A 21,467-nucleotide genomic window follows, 5' to 3' on the forward strand; every position below is an offset into this window, starting at 1 on the left:
CCTAGTGGGCAAGCTTACCGCCCCAGCTCCACGCCCTGGTCGCCCCATGTGGCGTAGGCTGTCGTGTTCGGCGGCACAAGGCAACTAAGCTCGCAGGGGTGCCCGTCCGGTCGGGCGTGGCCGGTCCGGCGCCGCCGATGGCTAACGACAAGGACGGTGGATCATGGGCAACACTGGTGTGGAGGCTCCGGGGGGCACCTCGCAGGACTCCACCATGCGCATCCTCATCTTTAGTGACAACGCGAGTGTGCGCGAGGAGGTGCGGCTGGCTATCGGTCGTCGCCCCGCCGCCGACGTTCCCAAGGCGGAGTTCGTCGAATGCGCCACCGCCCCGGCCGCGCTCAAGCGTCTTGGCGACGCCGCGATCGACGTTGCCATCCTCGACGGCGAGGCTCAGCCCGCCGGCGGGATGGGCGTGTGCCGCCAGGCCAAGGACGAGATTTACCGCTGTCCTCCGATTATGGTGATTGTCGGCCGGCGAGACGACGGCTGGCTCGCCACCTGGTCTCGGGCCGACCGGGTGACCACCCACCCCATCGACCCCGTCGCCCTGGCCGAGTCCCTGGCCGAACTGATGCGCCAGCGCGCCCAGCGTCCGGCCGTGACCGGGTAAGCTCGGCTACCTGTCCCCGAGCTTCCCGGGGAGCCCTCGCAGCCCGGCACCGCAGCGCCCTCCCTATGGCTTGCGGTCCCACCCGAGGCGGGCGGCAGCCGGCCATGAGGAGCCCCACCGGCCACGTCCTCGGGGCGCTTCACACACCGGTGTGGCTGTGGCCCCGCCTCCACCGACTGCTGCATCGAGAATCCCCCGCCAGCCGAGGAAGTGACGTGAACATCCAGCAACGCACCTGGTCCGACCTGATCCACAACCTGCTCACCGGCGAATCCCTCACCGCGGCCGACACCGAGTGGGCTATGAACGAGATCATGTCCGGCTCGGCGACCGACGTTCAGATCGCGGGTTTCGCCGTGGCGATGCGCGCCAAGGGCGAGAGCGTCGAGGAAGTCACGGGGCTGGCCCAGGGCATGCTCGACAACGCGGTCGCCATCAGCGTGCCGGGGGCCACAGTCGACATTGTCGGTACCGGCGGCGACCGCGCCCACACGGTCAACGTCTCCACGATGGCCGCTCTCGTGGCCGCCGCGGCCGGGGCGCGCGTGGTCAAGCACGGCAACCGCGCGGCCTCCTCCTCGTGTGGCACGGCCGACGTCCTCGAACGTCTCGGTGTCGTTATCGACCTGCCGCCCGAGAACACCGCCCGGGTCGCCGACGAGGTCGGCATCACCTTCTGCTTTGCCAAACTGTTCCACCCTTCGCTGCGCCATGTCGCCAAGGCCCGCAGCGAACTCGCGGTGCCCACGGTGTTCAACTTCCTGGGCCCCTTGACCAACCCGGCCCGTCCACGAGCCGCCGCGGTGGGGGTGTTCGATCCGGCCATGTGCGAGGTCGTCGCCGGGGTCTTCGCCCGGCGGGGAATGTCGGCGCTGGTGTTTCGTGGCGATGACGGCTTGGACGAGTTGACGACCACGACCACGTCTTCGGTGTGGTTGGTCAATGACGGTCAGGTGCGTTCGACCACGCTGGACCCGAGTGCGCTGGGCATTGAGCCGGCCCAGCCTCAGGCGCTACGCGGCGGCGATGTCGAGTTCAACGCCCAGGTGGTGCGAGACGTCGTGGGCGGAGCCACCGGAGCGGTGCGCGACGCCGTCCTGCTCAACGCGGCGGCGGCGTTGCTGGCCGCCGAGGGGGTTTCCGATTCGTTGGAAGAGCCGCTGTGTGCGGCCTATGCGCGCGCGGCCGAAGCGGTCGACAGCGGCGCCGCAGCCGCCCTGTTGGACACGTGGGTCGAGGTCAGCCAAGCCTACGCCAAGCAGGTCTGAAGGGCGGGGCCCGACGGTTGCGCTGCCGGGCACGCCGGCTCACATCCCCAGCGAGAAGGCCGCCTCCAAGTCGTGGCGAGAGTAGGCCTGGAACGCGAGGTGGGTGTCCGAGGAGCGCACGCCACTCACCTTGTTGATGTGCGCCGGGATGACCTCAGCGAGTTCCTCGTGGCGCCGTACCCGCACCATCGCGATCAGGTCCACTCCGCCAGTGACGGAGTAGACCTCGCTCACCCCCTCGATCGCGGCGATCGCTTCGGCGACCTCGGGGATGCGCTGCACGTCGGCGTTGATCATGACGATCGCGGTAATCACGGCTGTTTTCTCCTGAGCTTTTCTGAAGTGGACCCGAGTCGGCCGGCGGCGCGGACTCAGTGTGCGTCGGACAGGCGGGCCCCCGCCCGCCAGGGCACACGGTAGACGAGGAGCCCCCCTACGACGCCGGCCACAAACCCGAACACGTGGGCCCCGTATGCGGTCGGGGGGCTCTCGACCGGCAACAGCGCGAAGCTGATGTAGAGGAAGTACTGCGTCGCGAAGTAGGTCCCGATCAGCACCCAGCTCGGCAACCGTACCGGGATGACTCCAAAGACCAGCGTGATGACGCGGCTACGGAACTGGACCACCAAGTAGGCGCCCAGGACCCCGGAGATAGCGCCCGAGGCGCCCACGAGCGGCACCGTCACCGGCCCCTCGCCGAGAGCGAACCCATAACAGGCGATAACCCCAGTGGCCAGGTAGAACCCCAGGTAGCGCAGCCGGCCCAGCCGGTCTTCCACGCAGGGCCCGAACACGAACAGGTACACCATGTTGCTCAGCAGGTGCAACGGCCCGCCGTGCAGGAACATGGAGGTGAAAGCCGAGATCCAGGGCACCTTCCCGAAGTCGCCGCCAGAACAGTCGGTCGGGTTGGCCAACTGGTGTCCGCTGAGCAGCTCCGCCGGGATCGCCGCCCACCGCAGCAGGTAGACCTCCTGGGAGCACAGCCGCGCCAGCAGGTCGTTGCTGTACCACAGGGCGAGCTGGGAGGCCGGCGAGGCCAAGTAGACGGTGACGCTAGCCCCGATGAGCAGGTAGGTGACGATCGGCGGTCGCCGCACCGGGTAGTCGTCACTCAAGGGAAGGCCGGCCATGCGTCCAGTCTGTCAGGCTCCGATATTTCTGTGCTCCACCGACAGGGCATGTCCACGAGCCTTCCAACTCGACCAGCCGCACGCCGGGAGTCTCCAGCCAGCGCAGCACGCACTCCATCTCCGCGGCGGTCGCGCGCGGCACCGGGCCGGCCTCGGGGGAGGCCACGGCGACCGTTTCGGCCGTGGCGACCAGGGCCTCCAGATAGCGCTGCGGATCGCTGTCGGCGGTGAGCACGCCCGAGGCGGCCAACCGCCCGTGCCGCACCACGCACATCTCCCAACCGGCTGCCGCGCGGCGGGCGGCCACCAGGTGCGGCAGCCGCGCCAGCGTGGTCAGCCGCTCGGCACGCGCGCACGCCTCGACGAACGCGGTGAGTCGGTCGCGGTGCACGGCCGCCTCCTCGAACCGCAGTTGCGCGGAGAGTCCGCGGATATGGCTGGTCAGCGCCGTGACGACAGGAGCGGCATCCACGGTCATCGCCCGGTGCGCGGCCTGGGCGTGCACCGCGTACTCCTCGGGGGACTCGCCGCCCTCGCACGGCGCCCCGCACCGCCCCATCTGCGCCAAGGCACACGCCGCTACCGGCGTTGACTTCGGCCCCAAGCGGTGGGAGCACTGGCGTAGCTGGAACGTGTGGTGCAGGGCTTCGCGCGCCATCTCAGCGCGCCGCGTCGAGGGGAAGGGGCCGATGTAGGCCGCGGCGTCCTCGCGGGTCTCCCGCACGATCGACAGTCGGGGATAGGTTTCGCGGGTGAGTTTGAGCCAGACCGCGCGTTCGGGGTGGCGTGAGCGCCGATTGTAGGCGGGTTTGCGTTCGGCGATCAGCCGGAGTTCGCGCACTTCGGCTTCGAGCCCGGTGGCGCAGGTGATCGGCGTGACCCGAGCGGCCAGCGCGATCATCTCCCGTACGCGCGCCCTGGTCTCGGCGGCGGTGAAGTAGGACTTGACGCGCTTACGCAGGTTGTCGCTCTTGCCGACGTACAGCGCCGCCCCGCTGGCGTCCTCGAAGATGTAGACGCCCGGAGTCTGGGGGAGGCCCTCGGCCAGGTGGCGGTTGCGCCGCTGGGCCGTGGTGGGCGCGCTGCGGAACCGGCACAGCTCTTCCGAGGTGGTCACGCCAAACGCCGCGATCCGCTCCAGCAGCCCGTGCAGCACCTCCACCGTGGCGCGTGCGTCGTCGAGGGCGCGGTGCGTGGGCTGTGTGGCGCCGCCGAAGAACCCGGCGAGGGTGGCGAGCTTGTGGTTGGCGACCTCGTCGCGGGTGACCAGCCGTCGCGCCAGTGCCACTGTGTCGACGACGGCAGGGGCGGGCCAGGGGTAGCCGTGCTTGACACAGGCGTCTTTGAGGAAGCCGGTGTCGAAGGGGGCGTTGTGGGCCACGAGGACGGTGCCGCGGTCAAAGCCGGCGAATTCCAGGAAGCTCGGTAGCACCTCGGCCACTGCCGGCGCCTCGGCCACCATCGTCTGGGTGATGCCGGTCAGCAGCGTAATGAAGGGGGGAATGGCAACACCGGGATCGACCAGGGTGGCGAACTCGCCCAAGATCTCACCACCGCGCACCTTGACCGCCCCGATCTCGGTGATGCCCGCCCCGTCGCCGCGCGAGCCGGTCGTTTCCAGGTCGACCACCACAAACGTCGTTTCCGACAGGGGAGTCCCCAAATCGTCGATGCTCACTTGGCCTGCGGGCCGCTGGTGTGCCATTTGGCCAGGCTACGAGGAGACGGCGTGAGCGGTCGCCGCGGGTGCTCACGTGCGCTGAAAGCCGAACGGCCTTGAGTCGACGTGGAAAGATGAGAATCATCGGCCGATCTGGTTGGGATCATGGGGGACCGGACCTTTGGTGCGGCCAGGATCAGGTTTGGCACCAGCGACAGGAGGACAAGCCCATGCGTATTTCGTCATTGACTGCCAGCCGGAACTCGCAGGGCACTGGGGGGCTGTTGCGGCCCCACCCCACTCGGGCTCGACGCCGGCGCGCCGGTAGCGGTGCTGTCGTGCAGTGTTGCGCCGCGGCGTCGGGCGGGGCCGGCCTGACGTTTCCTCCCGCTGCGGGGAGACAGTCCCGGGGCGCCCGGTGAGTTGCCCGCTTCGCCGCCGCCTGCACCAACGGGGGAGGGGGCGCTCGCGGCCTTAGGCCACCTTTCGCCCGTTGCGGTGCACGATGTCGCGGACGGGTTCGCCGCGGGCGTCTTTCCAGAAATGGGGAGGTCCTCGACGAGAGCCACCTGGGTGCTGCCGAGTATGCGGCGGTGAACGTGGGTGCATCGCTGTGAGGGGCTTCGTTGGTTCCCTAACACACTCTAAGGTCTACTCCACTTATGACCTTTCCGTGTTCCTTGTGACACTTAACGTGATTTCTGACAGGAAGGAGGAGGGCGTTTCCTCCCGTCCCTCAAGGGTGGAGTATCCGCGCCCAACATCTCATGACGCCCGACTCCAATGAGGCCCGCGCACAGCCGGCCGGCGCTGATCACGACGACGAGAAGGAGAGTGGCGCCCCGCTGCCTGAGCCGGTCCGCGCCCGTGTCGTCGAGTACGGTTCCGAGGTTCTCGGTCAACTGTCTACGGCTGAGCTGCCCTCCGCGCTGCGGCGCATCGCCAAGTTCGAGCCACGCCGCCGCGCCCGGCTGGCCGGCCCGCAGATCGCCGCCCAGTTGGAGGCCGATACCGCTTTCCGCCAACGTGTCGCGCAACGGGTCCAGGTGCTGTGGCCCGACCTTACCGCGCGGCTGGGCGAAGGGGTCGTGCCTCCGGCGGCCGAGCCGGTCACGGTGGCGGCGGTCGCCTACCTCCTGCGCCCCTCGGGGTGGGCGACGATCGTCGAACGGGTCCGCGACGAGCTGGATCGCCGCGAGGGCGTCAAGCAAGCCGAGGAGGCAGCCGAGACCATCGCCGACCTGCGGCACCGGTTGAATGAGGCCCACGCCCAGCACCGAGACGAGGTCGCCCAACTGCGTTCCCAACTCAAGCGGCAACGCAGCACGATCGCCGACCTGCGCCGCAGCCTGCACGCCGAACGCCAGCGCGCCAAGGAGGCGGTCGAGCGCAGCGAGGAGGCGATCGGGGAGGCGAATGAGCGCGCTGAGGAGGCGGCGGGCCGGGTCAACGCCGTGGAGTCGGAGAACCGGCGGCTGCGCAATCGCCTGGCCAGCGCCGAGGCACAGATGGAGAACGCCCGCCGAGCCGCACGGGCCGGACGCAGCGCTGACGACGCCCGGCTACGGGTCCTCCTGGATGTGCTGGTCGACGCCTCGCACGGGTTGCGGCGCGAACTCGCCCTGCCCACCTCCATCGACAGCCCTGCCGATCTCGCCGTCGACGAGGAGCGCGACACCGCCGCGGCTCTGTCCGGCCCGGGGCTGCCCGACGACGATCCTGGACTCATCGACCAGTTGCTGGTCCTTCCCCGGGTTCACCTGCTTGTCGACGGCTACAACGTCACCAAAACCGGCTATGGCACCCTGCCGCTGGCCGACCAGCGCGCCAGACTGTTACAGAGCCTGGAGGGGCTGGCTACGCGCACCAAAGCCGAAATCACCTGCGTCTTCGACGGAGCGGAAGTCGAGGTGCCGCCGGCCTCTAGTGTGAAACGGCGGGTGCGACTGCTCTTCAGCGATCCCACGGAGAGTGCCGACGACCTCATCGTTCGGCTGGTGCGCGCCGAACCCCCCGGGCGACCGCTAGCGGTGGTGACCTCCGACCAGGAGATCGTGCGGGCCGTACGCAGGGAAGGGGCACGCACGCTGGCCTCCTCCTTGCTGCTACAACGCTTGGAACCCGCGGGATAGCCGGGGACGCCCAGCTCCGCTCCTAGCGGCTGTGACCGCATGGCGCTACCGATTGGTGAAAAATGGCCGGATGTGGCCATTGGTGTTTCTTGTTCCTGTTGAGCGTGTTTTGTGGGGCGACCGCGCGCCACTCCGGGGCGGCCTTCGGTCCCAGCAGCGCCGCTGATCGCCGCCCACCCGCCACAGGCGGCGCCGGCCTACGCCACCGGTGTGTCGGACATGACAACTTTGGGGCCACAGTTGAGCTGGCACAGGGCGTCCGCTAAGTTTTTCGCGGAGCATGCTCGCCGCTGAGGCGCGTGGGTACCCCCTGGTCCCTCCGTGCCGCTGCCGAGTGGCTCTACATCGCATGCGGGAGGTCGAAAGGGGCGACTGCGCTCCCGGTGCTCTCCCGTCCTCCCCCCTGTGGGGCTGACGTGTCCAGTGGTGGTTGCCGTTCGCCGGCGCTCCTCGACACGTACCTGCCACAAGATATGACGAAAAGGAGCGTGTGCCTCCCATGACCAGTAACGATGGTCGGCGCGCAGCCCGCCGGATCGCGACCGGTCTCGGCGTGGCCGCTGCGGGAAGTCTGATTCTTCCGTCCGGGATCGCTCAAGCCGATCCCGAACCCACGCGCGAGGACGTCGAGCAGCGCCTCGACGAGCTCAATGCGGAGGCCAGCTCCGTCGTCGACGACTACAACGCGGCCAAGGAAGACTACGACGCCGCCAAAAAGAAGGTCGAGGAACTCGAAGAGCAGGTCGGCGACGAGGAGGAGCGCTACAACGAGCTGCGCGACAAGATCGCCAGTTTCGCTAGCGCCGCCTACCGCTCCAACGATCTCAGCGCCACGACCACCATCGTCTCTGCCGATGATCCCGACGCGATCCTGGAGCAGTCCGCCGATCTCAGTTACCTCTCCGCCAACCAGCAGGCCCAGCTTGAGGAGTTCGCCGGGTCCTCCGAACGGTTGATCAATCTCAAGGAGGAGGCCGAGGCGGCGCTGGAGAAGGCCGAGGCCAAAAAGGAAGAGCTGGAAAGCAAGAAGGACGAGGTCGACGCGAAGATCGCCGAGCAGGAGGAGTTGCTCGCGCAATTCCCCACCGCTGACCCCGCGTCGGACTCGACTGTCGACTCTTCCGGGGGCGCCACCTACACCGGTCCGGCTTCCGGCAACGCCCGCGCGGCGCTGGACTTTGCCTACGCTCAGGTCGGCAAGCCCTATGTCTACGGTGCCAGCGGTCCCGACAGCTACGACTGCTCTGGGCTGACGATGCGTGCCTGGGCTCAGGGCGGAGTGAGTCTGCCACGTACCACCTACGCCCAGGCCGAGGTGGGGCAGCGAGTCAGCCGCAGTGCGCTGCAACCGGGCGACCTGGTTTTCTTCTACGGCAGTCTCGGTCACATGGGGATCTACGCTGGCAACGGCCAGATGGTCCATGCGCCCCGTACCGGCAGGAACGTCGAGGTCGTCTCGCTGTCGGGCTACTGGGACAGCCACTTCCAGTTCGGGGTGCGTCCCTGAGCCGCTCTGGTATGTGTTCGACCGTTGACCCGAAGTTTCCGGGTTTCGGTCCTCGTCGATACGCCACCGGTGTGGTGGAGTGTCGTGCGGGGATGGTGCTCCCTACCGTCGTAACCCGCGCATTCGCGCTATGCGCCGCGGGGTATCGGACAGACGGTCACAGAGAAAGCCATATTTCGGACAAATATCAAGAGGCGCGCCAACGTAACGAAACGGTTGAGAATGGTGTTCGGGATGCATTAGGGTTCATCGCCGAGCAGGGTCGTCATCCTCGCCACTACCCGGTGGCAACGGCCGGCTCCCGCCACACCTCCGCGCTCTGACAGCTCGTACCCAATGGCGCGGAGACCGGGTCCGTCGCAGGCGTCGCCCCCGCATCGGCGCCCCCGCCGCGGATGACCGGGGCAGTAGTGCCTACCCGCCGCGGTACCGCGGGCGGTGCACTCGTGGCCCGGGAGGCGGAACTGGGAGAAAGGTGTGCCACAACCGTGGATGAACGCCGTGATCGTCGCTCCCACGGTCGCCATCTGGCGACCGTGAGCTTCATCGCCGCGGGCGCCCTCACCCTGTCACAGGGGGCAGCCCACGCCGATCCCTCGCCGGACGAGGTGCGCGACAGGATCGAGCAGCTCGAAGAGGAGTTCTCCGAACTCAGCGCGACCTACAACCAGGCCGAGCAAGACCATGACGCGGCCCAGGAGAAGCTGAAGGAGCTCCAAACCGACCTCGAAGAGGCTGAGAACGATCTCAGTGAGCTGCGCGAGTCGGTGCGTATGCTGGCCAACGCCGCCTACAGCGGCACCGACTACACTTCGCCCTCCTACCTGCTCAGCTCCACCGGCCCCGAGGACGCCCTCCAGCAAGCCGCCGACCTTGGCTACCTCTCCGCCAATCAGGAGCGCAGCCTCGAAGAGTACGCCGACAAAAAGGACAAGTTGGCCAAGCTCAAGGAGGAGGCTGAGCAGACCGAGGCCAAGGCCAAGGAGAAGCTTGAGGAGGCCAAGGAGGCCAAGGAGGAGGGCGAGGCCAAGATCGAGGAGCAGCAGGAGCTCCTCGACGAGCTGACCGCCGAGCAGCAGGCCCAGGCCACCGCCGGGGTCAGTAGCGACAGCTCCAGCGCCGCCGGCGCCGCTTACACTGGTCCGGCTTCCGGTAACGCTCGGGTGGCTTTGGACTTCGCCTACGCCCAGCTCGGCAAGCCCTACATCTGGGGCGGCACCGGCCCCAACGGCTACGACTGCTCCGGACTGACCCAGGCGGCTTGGGCCCAGGCCGGCGTGAGCCTGCCGCGCATCTCCCAGGACCAGTTCTACGCCGGCCAGCGCGTTACATGGGGCAACAAGCAGCCGGGGGACCTACTGTTCTTCTACAACAGCTCCGCACCCACCCACGTGGGGATCTACGCCGGCAACAACAAGATGGTCCACGCCTCGAACTCCAGCACCCCCATCAGCGAGGTCACGCTAGGCAGCTATTACCAGAGCAACTTCGTGGGTGCCGTGCGGCCATAGCGTCGCCCGCTGTGCGGCGTCACGCCTCTCCCGGCGGGGCTGCACGGGGGCACGCGGCGCAGATTCTAGACTCGGGCGCGTGGGCGCTACCCTCATCATCACTAACGACTTCCCGCCCCGCGCCGGGGGCATCCAGGAGTTCGTGCATCAGCTCGCGCTGCGCCGGCCGGCGGAATCGGTCGTGGTGTACTGCTCCACACCCCGTCGCCAGGACCCCACCAACTTCGACCTGCGCCAACCGTTTCCGGTGATCCGGGAACGCACCTCGGTGCTGCTGCCCACGCCCGACGTGCTGCGCCGGGCGCGCAGTATTGCCCGGCTGACCGGTTGCGACTCCGCGCTGTTCGGAGCGGCGGCCCCCTTGGGGCTCATGGCCGACGGGCTACGCCCGGCCGGCGTCGAGCGTGTGGTCGCCCTCACGCACGGTCACGAGGCGGGGTGGGCGATCCTGCCGGGGGCCCGCCCGCTGCTGCGGCGTATCGGTGAACGTACCGACACCATCACCTACCTGGGCGACTACACCCGCACCCGGCTGGCCCGCGCCCTGACACCGGCGGCGGCCTCCCGGATGCGTCAGCTCGCTCCTGGCGTTGATCTGGACCGCTTTTACCCCGGTGCCGGCGGGCAGTGGGTCCGCGAACGTTACGGCATCGTCGGGCGCCCGGTGGTCGTCTGCGTCTCGCGGCTAGTGCCCCGCAAGGGCCAGGACACGCTGCTGCGCGCCTGGCCTCGGGTGCTGGCCGACGTCCCCGACGCCGTGCTGCTGATCGTCGGCGGCGGCCCCTACGAGCGGCGGCTAGCAGCGATGACGCGCTCGCTGGGGATCACCGAGTCGGTGCGCTTCACCGGCTCGGTGCCGTGGTCGGAGCTCCCCGCCCACTACGATGCCGGCGACGTGTTCGCCATGCCCTGCCGCACCCGCAACGGCGGTCTCGACGTCGAGGGGCTGGGCATCGTCTACCTGGAGGCTTCGGCCACGGGCCTGCCGGTGGTCGCCGGTGACTCCGGCGGAGCCCCCGATGCTGTGCGCGAAGGAGACACCGGCTACGTCGTCAACGGACGCTGGCCCGGGCCGGTGGCCCGCCGGGTCATCCGGTTGCTGCGTGACCCCGCTGCTGCGCGGGAGATGGGGCGGCGGGGCCGCGCATGGGTCGAGCGCGAGTGGACCTGGGAATCGTCCGCGCGACGCCTTACGGAGCTGCTGTAGTCCCACCGCGGGGGCGGCTGGCCGTTATCCGGTGGCCGCTGTGCCGCGTGTCCCCCGTACCGCTGCCGTAGCCTGTGCGGGGCTCGGTGGGGCGACGGGGGCGACGGTCTCAGGCGTGGTAGAGGTCCTCGATCTCTTGGGCGAACTGTTCGGCCACGACGTGGCGCTTCACCTTCAGCGAGGCGGTGAGCTGCCCGCCCTCCTCGGTGAAGTCCGTCGCCAGGATCGTGAACCGGCGCACCGATTCGGCGCGCGAGACCGCCTTGTTGGCGTTGTCGACAGCTTCCTGGACTGCTGCGATGAGGTCGGGATCGTCGGTGAGTTCAGCGATGCCGCCGGTCTTGCCGCGTTGGTTCTTCCAAAACTCCAGGGCCTCGGGATCGAGGGTGATCAGCGCGGAGATGAAGTTGCGGTTGTCCCCGACCACCATGCATTGGCTGACGAGCGCATGCCCGCGTAGCCGGTCTTCGAGGATCGAGGGGGAGACGTTCTTGCCGCCCGCTGTCACGATGATCTCTTTCTTGCGCCCGGTGATGCTCAAGTATCCGTCATCGTCGAGCGAACCGAGGTCACCGCTGTGGTACCAGTGGTCCTGGTCGAAGGCTTCTTCGGTGGCGCGGGCGTTGTTCCAGTAGCCGCGCATGACGTGATCGCCCTTGATCAGTATCTCGCCGTCGTCGTCGATCCGGATGCTCACGCCGGGGAAGGGGGGACCGACCGTGCCGATCTTGACCCGGTCGGGACTGTTCACCGCTGTCGGGGCAGAGGTTTCGGTCAGTCCGTAACCCTCCAGGATGGCTAGGCCCACGCCCCGGAAGAAGTGCCCCAGCCGCTCGCCCAACGCCGAACCGCCCGAGACGGCGTAGCTGGCCCTACCACCGACCGCCGCCAGGATCTTGCCGTAGACCAATCTGGCGAAGACGGCGTGCTTGAGCCGCAGCGTCAGGCCAGGGCCGCCCGTGTCGAGGGAACGGCTATAGGCGATCGCGGTCTCAGCGGCAGCGTTGAAGATCTTGCCGCGCCCCTCCGCGGTGGCCTTCTGCTGGGCCTTGGTGAACACCTTCTCGAAAACCCGGGGCACGGCCAGCAGGAACGTCGGCTGGTACACGCCAAGAGCGTCGATCAGCTCGGGACCGGTCGAGGGGAAATGCCCGAGCACGGTGTTGGATTCCACACACCCCACCTGGATGATCCGGGCAAAAGAGTGGGCCAGCGGCAGGAACAGCAGGGTGGAGCGTCCCGGGAGGCTGAACACCTCCTCCAGCGGCCCTTGGATGATGTTGCGGATGGTGAAAAGCAGGTTGCGATGGGTCAGTTCGCAGCCCTTGGGGCGGCCGGTGGTACCGGAGGTGTAGATGAGAGTGGCCAGATCGTCGACTGTGCCGGCGGTGCGCCGCTGCTCGACCGCGGTGTCTTCGACCTCGGCGCCCGAGCGGGTGAACTCGGTGAGCCCCCCGTCCTCGATGCGCCAGATGTTCTTCAGGTCGGGAAGCTCTGTGGTGATCTCGCGTACCCGCGCCTCGTGCTCGGCGCCCTCGACGAACACCGCGCTGGCCCCGGAATCCTGCAAGATCCAGTGGATCTGCTCGGCCGATGACGTTTCGTAGATGGGCACGGTCACCCCGCCCACCGTCCAGATCGCGTAGTCGATCAAGGTCCACTCGTAGCGGGTGCGCGATATCAGCCCGATGCGGTCACCGTGGTCGACGCCGGCCGCGAGCAGTGCCTTGGCCACCGCGGAGACGCTGTCGCCGAATTCCCGGCACGTGACGTTGTGCCACTGGCCGGCCTCCTGGCGTCGCAGCATGACGGCGGTGGGTTCCTGGGCCGCCCGTGTGAAAACCGTGTCAGTCAGGTGCTCGTCAGGAGATATCTCGACTGTCACCGGACGACTGTATTCGCGCACGACTTTCGCTCCTGGGGTAGAAAATCTGTGTGGGGATGTGAGGACGGTAACAAGTTGTGTTATTAGCTGGTAGAACCGGTTTCTCGTTGGTATCCGATGGTGATACACACCTCCCGTCTCCCGTGATCGTGCCCATGGGGCGGTCGCCGCCCCCGATAGACCGCCGCAAGGACACCAGCCCGATCACTTCCTCGCCCCGCCGGATCGCCCACGAAGTGGCGCCGCGCCCGCCGAGCTTATGTCCTGCACACCGTGACCGGCCCACTGCCGCTGCTCCCGCTATCCCAGGACATGCCCACAGTCGTGGAGGTCACCAATCGGTACCGGGTTCGATTCCACTTCGTGATATTTCCGGTTTCGGCTCCTCCCCCCTCTGTCGTGGGCCCGTGGCGAGCTAACGTGAACTGGAAGACAAAGGCACAGGCAGGTGATCATGGCAGAGCCCAATCGCGATTCCGCTGGTTCGCAGGACATCATCGACGACGCCCTCCGGTTGGCCGATGCCCTCCAGCGCAAGCTGATCGTCGCTGGAGTGCGCCGCGGAGTCGGTAACACCACAGCCACCCCACCGCCCTCGAAAGGCGACGTGTGGGAGGAAGCGGTCCGAGAGCCTGAAGAGGAAGAGCCGCCGGCACTGGAGCAGGTGATCGATATCGCCCGCTCGGCCGGCCCTGAGGTCGCTGGACACCTCGGGCGGGCCGGAGGAACCCTCCTCAACGCACTCGGCCAGGCATGGCAGGTGGTCGAACGCTCGCTGGAGCAGGAGCGGGCCAGGCGGGAACAGCGCGATGACCATGGCTCCGGCGAGCCGCCGCCGCAGCTTCCTCGAACTCGATGAGGACACCGGTGGGCGTCATTGGTCCAATCCAATGGTTTACTCCAATGGGACATTCCGCGGGAGCTCGCCCCGGGCGTCGGGGCACGAGGTGGAAGGGAGTCACCCATGCGGTTGACCATCGGCGCTGACATCGGTGGAACGAAAGTGGCCACCGGGATCGTCGATGAACACGGACGCATCTTGGCCAAGATCAAGCGTCCCACCCCGGCGGCCAACAGCGACGCCATCGCAGATGTCGTGGGCGACACGATCGAGGAGCTTTTGGAGCGCTATCCCGACACGCCGGTCGACGGCATCGGGGTGGGAACCGCCGGCTTCGTCGACGAGGAACGCTCGACGGTCGTCTTCGCCCCTAACCTGGCTTGGCGCGACGAGCCGCTCAAGCGACGCTTGCAGCAGCGCGTCGACCTTCCGGTGGTGATCGAGAACGACGCCAACGCCGCAGCGTGGGGCGAGGCGCGTTTCGGTGCCGGACAGGGCACTAACTACGTGATCTGTATCACGCTGGGAACCGGGATCGGTGGCGGGATCGTCACCGACGGTTCGCTCTACCGGGGGCGGTTCGGACTCGCCGCCGAGGTCGGGCACTACCGTGTGGTGCCCGACGGGCGTCGCTGTGGGTGCGGTAACCGAGGGTGCTGGGAGCAGTACGCCAGCGGGCGCGCGCTCATCGCCGAGGCCCAGGATCTGGCCACAACCGCCCCGACCCGTGCCCGGCGGCTGTTGGAGCTGGCTCAGGGCGACCCCAGTCGTATCCAGGGCGCCGAGATCACCCAGGCTGCCAAGGAGGGCGACGCGGCGGCGCTGGAGTGCTTCCGAGCGGTGGGCCACTGGGTCGGCCTAGGGCTGGCCGATCTCGCGGCCATCCTCGACCCTGAGCGCTTCGTCATCGGCGGAGGTGTCTCCGATGCCGGTGACATCCTGCTCGACCCGGTCCGTGAGTCGTTCATCAAAAACGTCACCGGCCGGGCGGTGCGCCGCTTCTCCGATATCCGTACCGCTGTCCTCGGGGCTGCGGCGGGAATCGTGGGCGCCGCCGACCTCGCCCGTCGCTGAGCGAGCCCCGCGGGTCATCATGGTGGGACCTGCGGGGCTTAGGTGCTGTTGTGGACGGGCGGCGAGAGCAGGCGGTGGGCAAACGCCTCCGCTGTCGCCTTCGTAGGGAGCGAGATCGCGCAGCGATCGAGGCACGAGCCGACGAAGAACACCCCACGGCGCCCACACCCCAGCCGTTCAAAAACCAGAACCTAGCCGCCTATGCGTGTTCTCACCTACAACGTTCGGGGACTACGCGACGACCCCCGCGCTGTCGCGCGGGTCATCACGGCGTGCCGTCCCGATGTCGTGTGTCTCCAAGAGGCGCCTCGACTGGCCGGCTGGCGCGCCGGCCGGCGCGCTCTGGCCCGCGCCACCGGACTCGTGCCGGCGGTGAACGCGCGGGTCGGGGGGACAGCGGTGTTCGTCCGACCCGGGCTGGTCGTGCTGCGTGCCGAGCACCGGGTGCTGCGCCGCTACCCGTGGCTGCACACGCGCGCGGTGGCGATCGCCGTACTCGCCGATGGCAGGCACCGCCTCACCGTGGCCAGCCTCCACCTGGACCTGCACGCCGGGGCCCGGCTGCGCCACATGGCGCAGGTGGAGCCCCACCTGCGCCGCCTGGCGCGCCGCTATGGCGCGCCGCTGGTGGTGGCGGGCGACTGCAACGAAGGGCCGGGCGCGCCGGCACGTCGACTCTTGGGGCTTTTCCTCGACGATGCGGCCGAGCTCGCCCCGTGGGGAGAGGCGGCCACGTTCACCGCCCGCCGCCCGCGCCACCGCATCGACGTAGTCTTCGCCGACCCGGGGGTGGCGGTGGTACGGGCCGGCGTGCCCACGGCGCTGGTCCCCTCGGGCGCCCTCGTCGCCGCCAGCGACCACCGTCCGGTCCTGGCCGAACTCACCCTGCCCCGCTGGGCCGGCCCGCGCGCGGCCGACACGCCATAGCCGATGGCGCACAGGGGCGCCGGCGCCGGAACGGCACCTAAGTTCTGTCTTTCAAACGGGCGACGAGGGTAGGCGGTAAGCGCCTGCACTGCCGTCCCCAGGCTGGCGAGACCGCGCAGCGATCGAGGCACGAGCGACCGAAGAACGCTCCCACCACCCCTACACCCCCAGCCGTTCGCACCACAGAACCTAGATGACGGCACCGTCGTCGGGGCCGCTGTCGCGTGGCGGCCGGTCGCCCATGCGCACGACCAGCACGATGAAGCCGGTGATGAACCCCGCCACGGCGCAAAATGCCAGCCAGTCGGGCAGGTTGAGGCCCAGCAGCGTGGCGGCCAGCAGCACGAGCGGGCCGCCGAACAGTCCCGCCCACGACAGCCTGCTGACGAGGTCTCCCCGCGGCAGCGGCGGGGGCGGCGGCGGGATGTAGTGCTCCTCGGGATCGTCGTGGGGTTCCGCCGGGCGCACGACGCGCCCTTCGCCGGCTGAAGGCTCGTGATCGACGTCTTCGAAAGAGTCGGCATCGGAGGTGGCGTCAGGAGCCGTAGCCTCCTCGGCCGCCGGCACGTTCTCCGCGTCTGGCCACTCGCCCGCGGTGGTGCCGCTGTCAGCGGTGTAGAAGCGCGCGACCAGATCGGCCCAGACGTCGTCGTCGCCACGTTGGCCGGTTGTGGCCGTTTCGCCGCCTTTGAGACGTTCTGGCAGTTCGGAGGGCTCGGGAGCCTCACCTGTCCGTGGCTCGGTCAGACCGGGGAGTTCGACGCCCAGGATGCGTTCGGCGGCCTCGCGCTCAGCGGCGTCGACATAAAGACGATCGGTCGCCGCGCCGCCTTCGTCGGTTTTCTCGCCTTCGAGCGCCCGGTCCCCCAAAGGGTCGTCCCCGAGGGGAATCGCGTAGGCGGCCACACCGGCGTGGCGCAAGGCGTCGAGCATCACGTCGGCCAGGTCGGGTGAAAGAAGGACAAACGGGATGTAGGTATCCGCGAGCAGGCCGTTGCCGCGGCGATGCGTCATCGGGTTGTTGGGCGTGGGTGCCCTCGCCTTCAGGCGGGGGAGGAACGCCCGCCTCCTTTCCCGGTCTGGTGTTACACGATGTTGCAGTGACGGTGACGGTGTCCCAGGACAGCGCCGGACGCTGGGGCGTGCCGATGCGGCGCGAGGACACGCCCCAGCCGGCGGTAGGGGCGGGAACCGGTGTACGACCTCAACGGGAGTCCTCCCGGACGGGGCAGTCGGCGACGAAGCGGGAAACCCAGCGGGCGACCGCTGGCCTCCCCTCCCGTTAGGGAGGAGAGGAAGTCAAGCGTCCAACCCTTCCCCGCTCCTGCTGTGTTCGCGTACGAAGGCGAGACTGCCGTCGAAGATCGCCGTGGCATCGTTGTCGAGTGTGGCGACATGGTAACTGTCGTCGCACGAGCGAACGGTGATCCGCGCGTTGACGGCCTCTCTTGTGAGGATACGCAGACTTGCCGGCCCGACGACGTGGTCCTGCGGGCTGCGGTAGGCCAGGATCGGCGCAGTGACACTTGGCAGTGCCCGGCGGGTCGTGCGCCACAGCTTCGGGAGTGTCGCCGCGGCTGCCACGGGAATCCGGTCGTAGCCGACCTCATGGGCGCCCTCCCGCTTGATGTCGCTGGCCACGCCCCTCACCGCCGGCAGCACGTGCTTCAACAGCGGCGCCAGCCGCAGGAACCGATTCTCCATCGCCAGCGAGGGGTTGACCACCACGAGCCCCGCCACCGTTTCGGGGTGCAGTTGGGCCAGCCGCAGCGCCAGGCAGCCCCCCAGGGAAAGCCCCATGACGAAGACGGTGCCCTCGGGGCCGCAGGCGGCAGCCAGCTCCAGCAGCGCGCTCTCAGCCGCCGCCACCCAGTCGTCGGAGGTGGTGGCCGCCATGTCGCGCCATGTGGTGCCATGACCGGGCAGGAGGGGAAGCTCGACGCTCAGTCCGGCCTGCGCCGCGTGCTCGGCCCAGGGACGCAGGGACTGCGGCGTACCGGTGAACCCGTGGCACAGCAGCACCCCCACGGAGCCGCCGCTGTGTCGGTAGGGCTCGGCCCCCGCAAGTAAAGACATGGAGCACTCCCTCGACCCTCGTTCGCACCCCTACCGCCGTCGGTGTCGCCGCACCGACGCTCTGAAAAAGTAACCTAGCGAACCGTTCGCCGGAAACCCCGACAGGGCGGTGCCTGACGCCCTGTGGCACCCGGTGTTCCGCGGGCAGACACACCCGGTTGCGTCCACTCCGACAGGGCGCTCTTTCGGGCCGACATTGGTAGTCAGGCGCCAGCGATGCGAAGATAACCGCGATTGTTTGGTCGAGCGGGACAGCGAGCGTGGGTGACAACAACGGTCGCTCCCTACGGCTACGGGGGTGACACTAGATGTTTTACTGGGTGGTCAAGGCTATTCTCGGCCCCGTGCTGGCGCTGCTTTGGCAGCCGCGCGCCGAGGGCGTCGAGAACGTGCCCCGCCAGGGACCGGCCATCATGGTCAGCAACCATCTGTCGTTCTCTGACCATTTCTTCGGGCCGCTCCCGCTTCCGCGTAAGATCACGTTCCTGGCCAAGGCGGAATACTTCACCGGCAAGGGCGTGAAAGGTCTGATCAGCCGCTTGTTCTTCACCGGAGTGGGTCAGATCCCCATCGACCGCTCCGGCGGCAAGGCCAGTGAGGGAGCGCTGCGCACCGGCCTGCGCGTGCTCAGGCAGGACAAGCTGCTCGGCATCTACCCGGAGGGAACCCGGTCGCCCGACGGGCGCCTCTACCGGGGACGCACCGGTGTGGCGCGCCTGGCGCTGGAGGCCAAGGTGCCGGTGGTGCCCATGGCGATGATCAACGTCGACAAGATCATGCCTCCAGGCCGCACGCTGCCCAGGCTCGGTGTCCGCCCCAAGGTCGTCTTCGGCGCCCCACTGGACTTCTCCCGCTACTACGGCATGGAGAAGGACCAGCGGGTGCTCCGTGCCGTCACCGACGAGATCATGTACGCCCTGATGCAACTGTCCGGGCAGGAGTACGTCGACCGCTACGCCCAGTCGGTCAAGTCCGAACTCGAGGCAGCGGCCAAGGAGGAGCGCAAGGAGCAGCACGCCGACAGCAAACAGCGGCGCCAGGCCAAGCGCACGGCTCGCAAAGGCCAACGCGCCAAACGCCGCCAGGAGCGCCGGGACAAGCGGGCGGAGCACCGCCGGGGCAAGGGGGCGGAGCGTACCGCGGAGGGCGAGTACGGCCCCTCGTCCCCGGAGGCCTCCCAGGAGTCCAACGACGACTGAGGCCGGCTGATGGGCTTTCATGTACCGCTGTGGCGCGGTATCGCCGTCTTCCGTGTCGCCTCGCTCATCTACGCCGCAGCCCTAGTCCTGCAACATCTCGGGCGCATCGAGCGGCCGATCCTGGCCGGGAGTGTCATCGCCGTCATGGCGGCGTGGACCGTGGTCGCCACCTACGCCTACGCCGAGCCCTCTCGGCGCACCCGTACCCTCGTGGGCGCCGATCTCGCCGTCTCCTTCGCATGCATGCTCAGCACCTCGTTCGTCGTTGACACCGGCTACTTGACGGTCGCGCCGCCACTCACCGCGACCTGGTTCGCTGCGGCCCCGCTGTCGGCCGCGGTCATGGGCGGGCGCCGGTGGGCCGTCGGCGCTGCACTGAGCTATGGCTGCTGTGACACCGTGCTGCGTGGTGGGATTAACTCCGAGGTCGTCAATGGGGTGGTGTTGCTCCTGCTGGCCGGATACGCCGTGGGGTACATGACCCATATCGCCACCGAAGCCGAGGAGCGGTTCGCCCACGCCGTGGAGCTGGAGGCCCGAACCCGCGAACGTGAACGCCTGGCCCGCTCCATCCACGACTCCGTGGTGCAGGTGTTGGCCATGGTCCAACGCCGCGGTGTCGAACTCGGCGGGGAAGCCGCCGAGCTGGGACGCATAGCCGGCGAGCAGGAGGCGGCGCTGCGCAGCCTCATCGGAATGGAGCGCCACTCCACCACCCTCGCCGGCGGTCAGACCGACCTGCGCGCGCCCCTGGGGGGCCACGCCTCGGCCACCCTCACCGTCTCCACGCCAGCCACGGAGGTCGTGGTGCCGGCCGCCACCGCCGCCGAGATCGACGCCGCGGTACAGGCGGCGCTGTCCAACATCGACCGGCACTGCCCGCCGGGCACCCGCGCCTGGCTGCTCCTCGAAGACGAGGGCGACGCGGTCGTGGTCACCGTGCGCGATGACGGTCCCGGACTCGCCCCCGAGCGCGTGGCGCAAGCCGAAGCCGACGGGCGGCTGGGCATCGCCCAGTCCATCAAGGGTCGGGTGCGCGACCTCGGCGGAGAGGTGACCATCACCGCGCCGCCGGGGGAGGGCACCGAGATCGAGATGCGCGTCCCGCGACGCGGCGCTTAGGTTCTGTCGGGCGAACGGCCGGGGTGTGGGGGCTTCGGTCGCTCGTGCCTCGATCGCTGCGCGATCTCGCCAGCCGGCGGGGCGACGGCGGAGCGCTCACCCACGTGCGCCCACCGCCCCTTGCCGCCCTTCCGAAAGCTAGGGCTGTCCGCCCGCGGTCGACGCCGACTGAGCGTGGCCCGGGGGCGGGGCCCGATCACTGCGGTGCCTGGGGAGCCCGGCTACACCGCGGCCGGCCGGCGCGTTTCGGCAGCGTTTTTCCGCCCCTAACTGCCGCACGCATGGCGCGCCGCTTTCTCAAGCGTCAAGCATGTGACGAACTTGACGCGAGTTCGACCGCATGTAAATGTAGCTCGGTGGATCACATTGCCGTCGCTGATGCGGCAATAACTGCGGAATCTTCCGCAGGCCCCTTTTCTGGAGGCTGTTTCCAGGGTGATGATGTCCTCCGACTGTGCGGCGTCAGGACATTCTCTTCGGTGTAACGGTCAGTGCAAGGAGAGAGCTCGGGCCGAAATTTTGTGTCCCGAGGGGCGTGGCGTCACATCTGGTCGGGCACTGGTTTTCCTGGGAAAACTGAATGGAGATGAGGAGCGATCGTGCTACAGGTCATCGGAGCCGGCTTTGGCCGCACTGGGACCCTCTCGCTCAAGAGCGCCCTGGAGAGGCTGGGATACGGGCCCTGCTACCACATGGTGGAAGCGCTCTCCAACCCCGACCACATCAACCGTTGGGTCGCGGCGCTGGACGGCCGTATCGGCTTCGACCAGGTATTCGCCGGTTACCGTTCCACGGTTGACTGGCCCGGAGCCGGAGTGTGGCGCGAATTGGCGGCGGTGTTTCCCGACGCCATGATCTTGCTCAACACCCGCGATCCCCAGCGCTGGTACGACAGCGCCAGCAAGACGGTGTTTCGGATGCAGCTCGACCGGGACGCACCCGACATGCAGCAGGTGTGGCAGTTGATGGACGCGATGCCGCACAGCCAAGATGTGCTGTCGATGATCGAGCGGACCATCAATTGGGAGTTCAACGGCGACTTCAGTCGGGAGAACGCCGTCGCGGTCTTTGAACGCCATAATCAGCAGATTCGCGATGAGATTCCGCCCGAGCGACTGCTCGAATACCAGGTCGGGCAAGGGTGGGAGCCGTTGTGTGACTTTCTTGGGTGCCCCGTTCCCGAGGAACCTTTCCCCCGGCTCAATGACACCGATTCCTTCATGGAGATTCTCGAAGGGGCTCTGGCCAAATCCATGCACTCCACCGATGAACCAGTACAAGGCGGTCCGCCGGCCGGGGCGTGACGAGGGCA

18 protein-coding genes are annotated in these 21,467 nt (G+C 68.3%); 12 read left to right on the plus strand and 6 right to left on the minus strand.

Annotated features, from left to right (window positions below; all coding sequences use genetic code 11):
• Positions 1 to 163: 163 nt before the first annotated feature.
• Positions 164 to 613 carry a response regulator gene (locus ABD848_RS07660; protein WP_344968913.1) on the plus strand — a complete coding sequence of 150 codons (450 nt, stop codon included), beginning with the start codon at positions 164 to 166 and terminating at the stop codon, positions 611 to 613.
• Between the two features lie 221 nt (positions 614 to 834).
• Positions 835 to 1,881 (plus strand): anthranilate phosphoribosyltransferase, encoded by a 1,047-nt coding sequence (gene trpD, locus ABD848_RS07665; protein WP_344969086.1) that lies wholly within the window; start codon positions 835 to 837, stop codon positions 1,879 to 1,881.
• Between the two features lie 39 nt (positions 1,882 to 1,920).
• On the opposite strand, the gene ABD848_RS07670 is transcribed toward trpD, so the two are convergent.
• From ABD848_RS07670 to ABD848_RS07680, 3 genes are read right to left on the minus strand one after another with little or no spacing between them, the layout of a single operon-like run.
• The gene (locus ABD848_RS07670) at positions 1,921 to 2,196 is read right to left on the minus strand and encodes an Lrp/AsnC family transcriptional regulator (RefSeq protein WP_344968915.1); all 276 of its coding nucleotides are present in this window, start codon (positions 2,194 to 2,196) and stop codon (positions 1,921 to 1,923) included.
• A 56-nt stretch (positions 2,197 to 2,252) separates the two neighbouring features.
• Positions 2,253 to 3,014 carry a rhomboid family intramembrane serine protease gene (locus ABD848_RS07675; RefSeq protein ID WP_344968917.1) on the minus strand — a complete coding sequence of 254 codons (762 nt, stop codon included), beginning with the start codon at positions 3,012 to 3,014 and terminating at the stop codon, positions 2,253 to 2,255.
• Positions 2,992 to 4,719, minus strand: coding sequence for a DEDD exonuclease domain-containing protein (locus ABD848_RS07680; protein WP_344968919.1), 1,728 nt, complete (start codon positions 4,717 to 4,719; stop codon positions 2,992 to 2,994). The genes ABD848_RS07675 and ABD848_RS07680 overlap by 23 nt, the downstream gene beginning before the upstream one ends.
• A gap of 722 nt (positions 4,720 to 5,441) precedes the next feature.
• On the opposite strand from ABD848_RS07680, the gene ABD848_RS07685 reads away from it, so the two are divergent.
• From ABD848_RS07685 to ABD848_RS07700, 4 genes are all read left to right on the plus strand, one after another.
• A complete protein-coding gene (locus tag ABD848_RS07685) occupies positions 5,442 to 6,806 on the plus strand; it encodes an NYN domain-containing protein (protein WP_344968922.1) in 1,365 nt (454 codons plus the stop codon).
• 499 nt (positions 6,807 to 7,305) lie between these two features.
• Entirely contained in the window at positions 7,306 to 8,313 is a 1,008-nt protein-coding gene (locus ABD848_RS07690; RefSeq protein ID WP_344968925.1) for a C40 family peptidase, read from the plus strand.
• Positions 8,314 to 8,801: 488 nt separating this feature from the next.
• On the plus strand, positions 8,802 to 9,824 hold the full coding sequence (locus tag ABD848_RS07695) for a C40 family peptidase (protein WP_344968927.1): 1,023 nt from the start codon (positions 8,802 to 8,804) through the stop codon (positions 9,822 to 9,824).
• Between the two features lie 79 nt (positions 9,825 to 9,903).
• Entirely contained in the window at positions 9,904 to 11,031 is a 1,128-nt protein-coding gene (locus ABD848_RS07700; RefSeq protein ID WP_344968929.1) for a glycosyltransferase family 4 protein, read from the plus strand.
• Positions 11,032 to 11,140: 109 nt separating this feature from the next.
• Here the strand turns inward: ABD848_RS07700 and ABD848_RS07705 are convergent, their stop codons facing one another.
• The gene (locus ABD848_RS07705; RefSeq protein ID WP_344968931.1) at positions 11,141 to 12,937 is read right to left on the minus strand and encodes an AMP-dependent synthetase/ligase; all 1,797 of its coding nucleotides are present in this window, start codon (positions 12,935 to 12,937) and stop codon (positions 11,141 to 11,143) included.
• A 433-nt stretch (positions 12,938 to 13,370) separates the two neighbouring features.
• On the opposite strand from ABD848_RS07705, the gene ABD848_RS07710 reads away from it, so the two are divergent.
• The 3 genes from ABD848_RS07710 to ABD848_RS07720 all read left to right on the plus strand — a co-directional run bounded on the left by ABD848_RS07710 (position 13,371) and on the right by ABD848_RS07720 (position 15,758).
• Positions 13,371 to 13,775: a hypothetical protein gene (locus ABD848_RS07710; RefSeq protein ID WP_344968933.1), complete on the plus strand. Its 405-nt coding sequence runs from the start codon at positions 13,371 to 13,373 to the stop codon at positions 13,773 to 13,775.
• 105 nt (positions 13,776 to 13,880) lie between these two features.
• Positions 13,881 to 14,831 (plus strand): ROK family glucokinase, encoded by a 951-nt coding sequence (locus tag ABD848_RS07715; protein ID WP_344968935.1) that lies wholly within the window; start codon positions 13,881 to 13,883, stop codon positions 14,829 to 14,831.
• Between the two features lie 201 nt (positions 14,832 to 15,032).
• Positions 15,033 to 15,758: an endonuclease/exonuclease/phosphatase family protein gene (locus ABD848_RS07720; protein ID WP_344968937.1), complete on the plus strand. Its 726-nt coding sequence runs from the start codon at positions 15,033 to 15,035 to the stop codon at positions 15,756 to 15,758.
• A 189-nt stretch (positions 15,759 to 15,947) separates the two neighbouring features.
• Here the strand turns inward: ABD848_RS07720 and ABD848_RS07725 are convergent, their stop codons facing one another.
• Positions 15,948 to 16,772, minus strand: a complete 825-nt coding sequence (locus ABD848_RS07725; RefSeq protein WP_344968940.1) for a prolipoprotein diacylglyceryl transferase — start codon at positions 16,770 to 16,772, stop codon at positions 15,948 to 15,950.
• A 285-nt stretch (positions 16,773 to 17,057) separates the two neighbouring features.
• On the minus strand, positions 17,058 to 17,834 hold the full coding sequence (locus ABD848_RS07730) for an alpha/beta hydrolase (protein ID WP_344968942.1): 777 nt from the start codon (positions 17,832 to 17,834) through the stop codon (positions 17,058 to 17,060).
• A gap of 308 nt (positions 17,835 to 18,142) precedes the next feature.
• Between ABD848_RS07730 and ABD848_RS07735 the strand changes: the two genes are divergently transcribed.
• The 3 genes from ABD848_RS07735 to ABD848_RS07745 all read left to right on the plus strand — a co-directional run bounded on the left by ABD848_RS07735 (position 18,143) and on the right by ABD848_RS07745 (position 21,459).
• Positions 18,143 to 19,033, plus strand: a complete 891-nt coding sequence (locus tag ABD848_RS07735) for a lysophospholipid acyltransferase family protein (RefSeq protein ID WP_344968944.1) — start codon at positions 18,143 to 18,145, stop codon at positions 19,031 to 19,033.
• A gap of 9 nt (positions 19,034 to 19,042) precedes the next feature.
• Positions 19,043 to 20,155, plus strand: coding sequence for a MacS family sensor histidine kinase (gene macS / locus ABD848_RS07740; RefSeq protein WP_344968946.1), 1,113 nt, complete (start codon positions 19,043 to 19,045; stop codon positions 20,153 to 20,155).
• Between the two features lie 599 nt (positions 20,156 to 20,754).
• Entirely contained in the window at positions 20,755 to 21,459 is a 705-nt protein-coding gene (locus ABD848_RS07745) for a sulfotransferase family protein (protein WP_344968948.1), read from the plus strand.
• The last annotated feature ends 8 nt before the right edge of the window (positions 21,460 to 21,467 follow it).

The sequence above is a fragment of the Salinactinospora qingdaonensis genome (assembly GCF_039539445.1).
GTDB lineage: Bacteria > Actinomycetota > Actinomycetes > Streptosporangiales > Streptosporangiaceae > Salinactinospora > Salinactinospora qingdaonensis.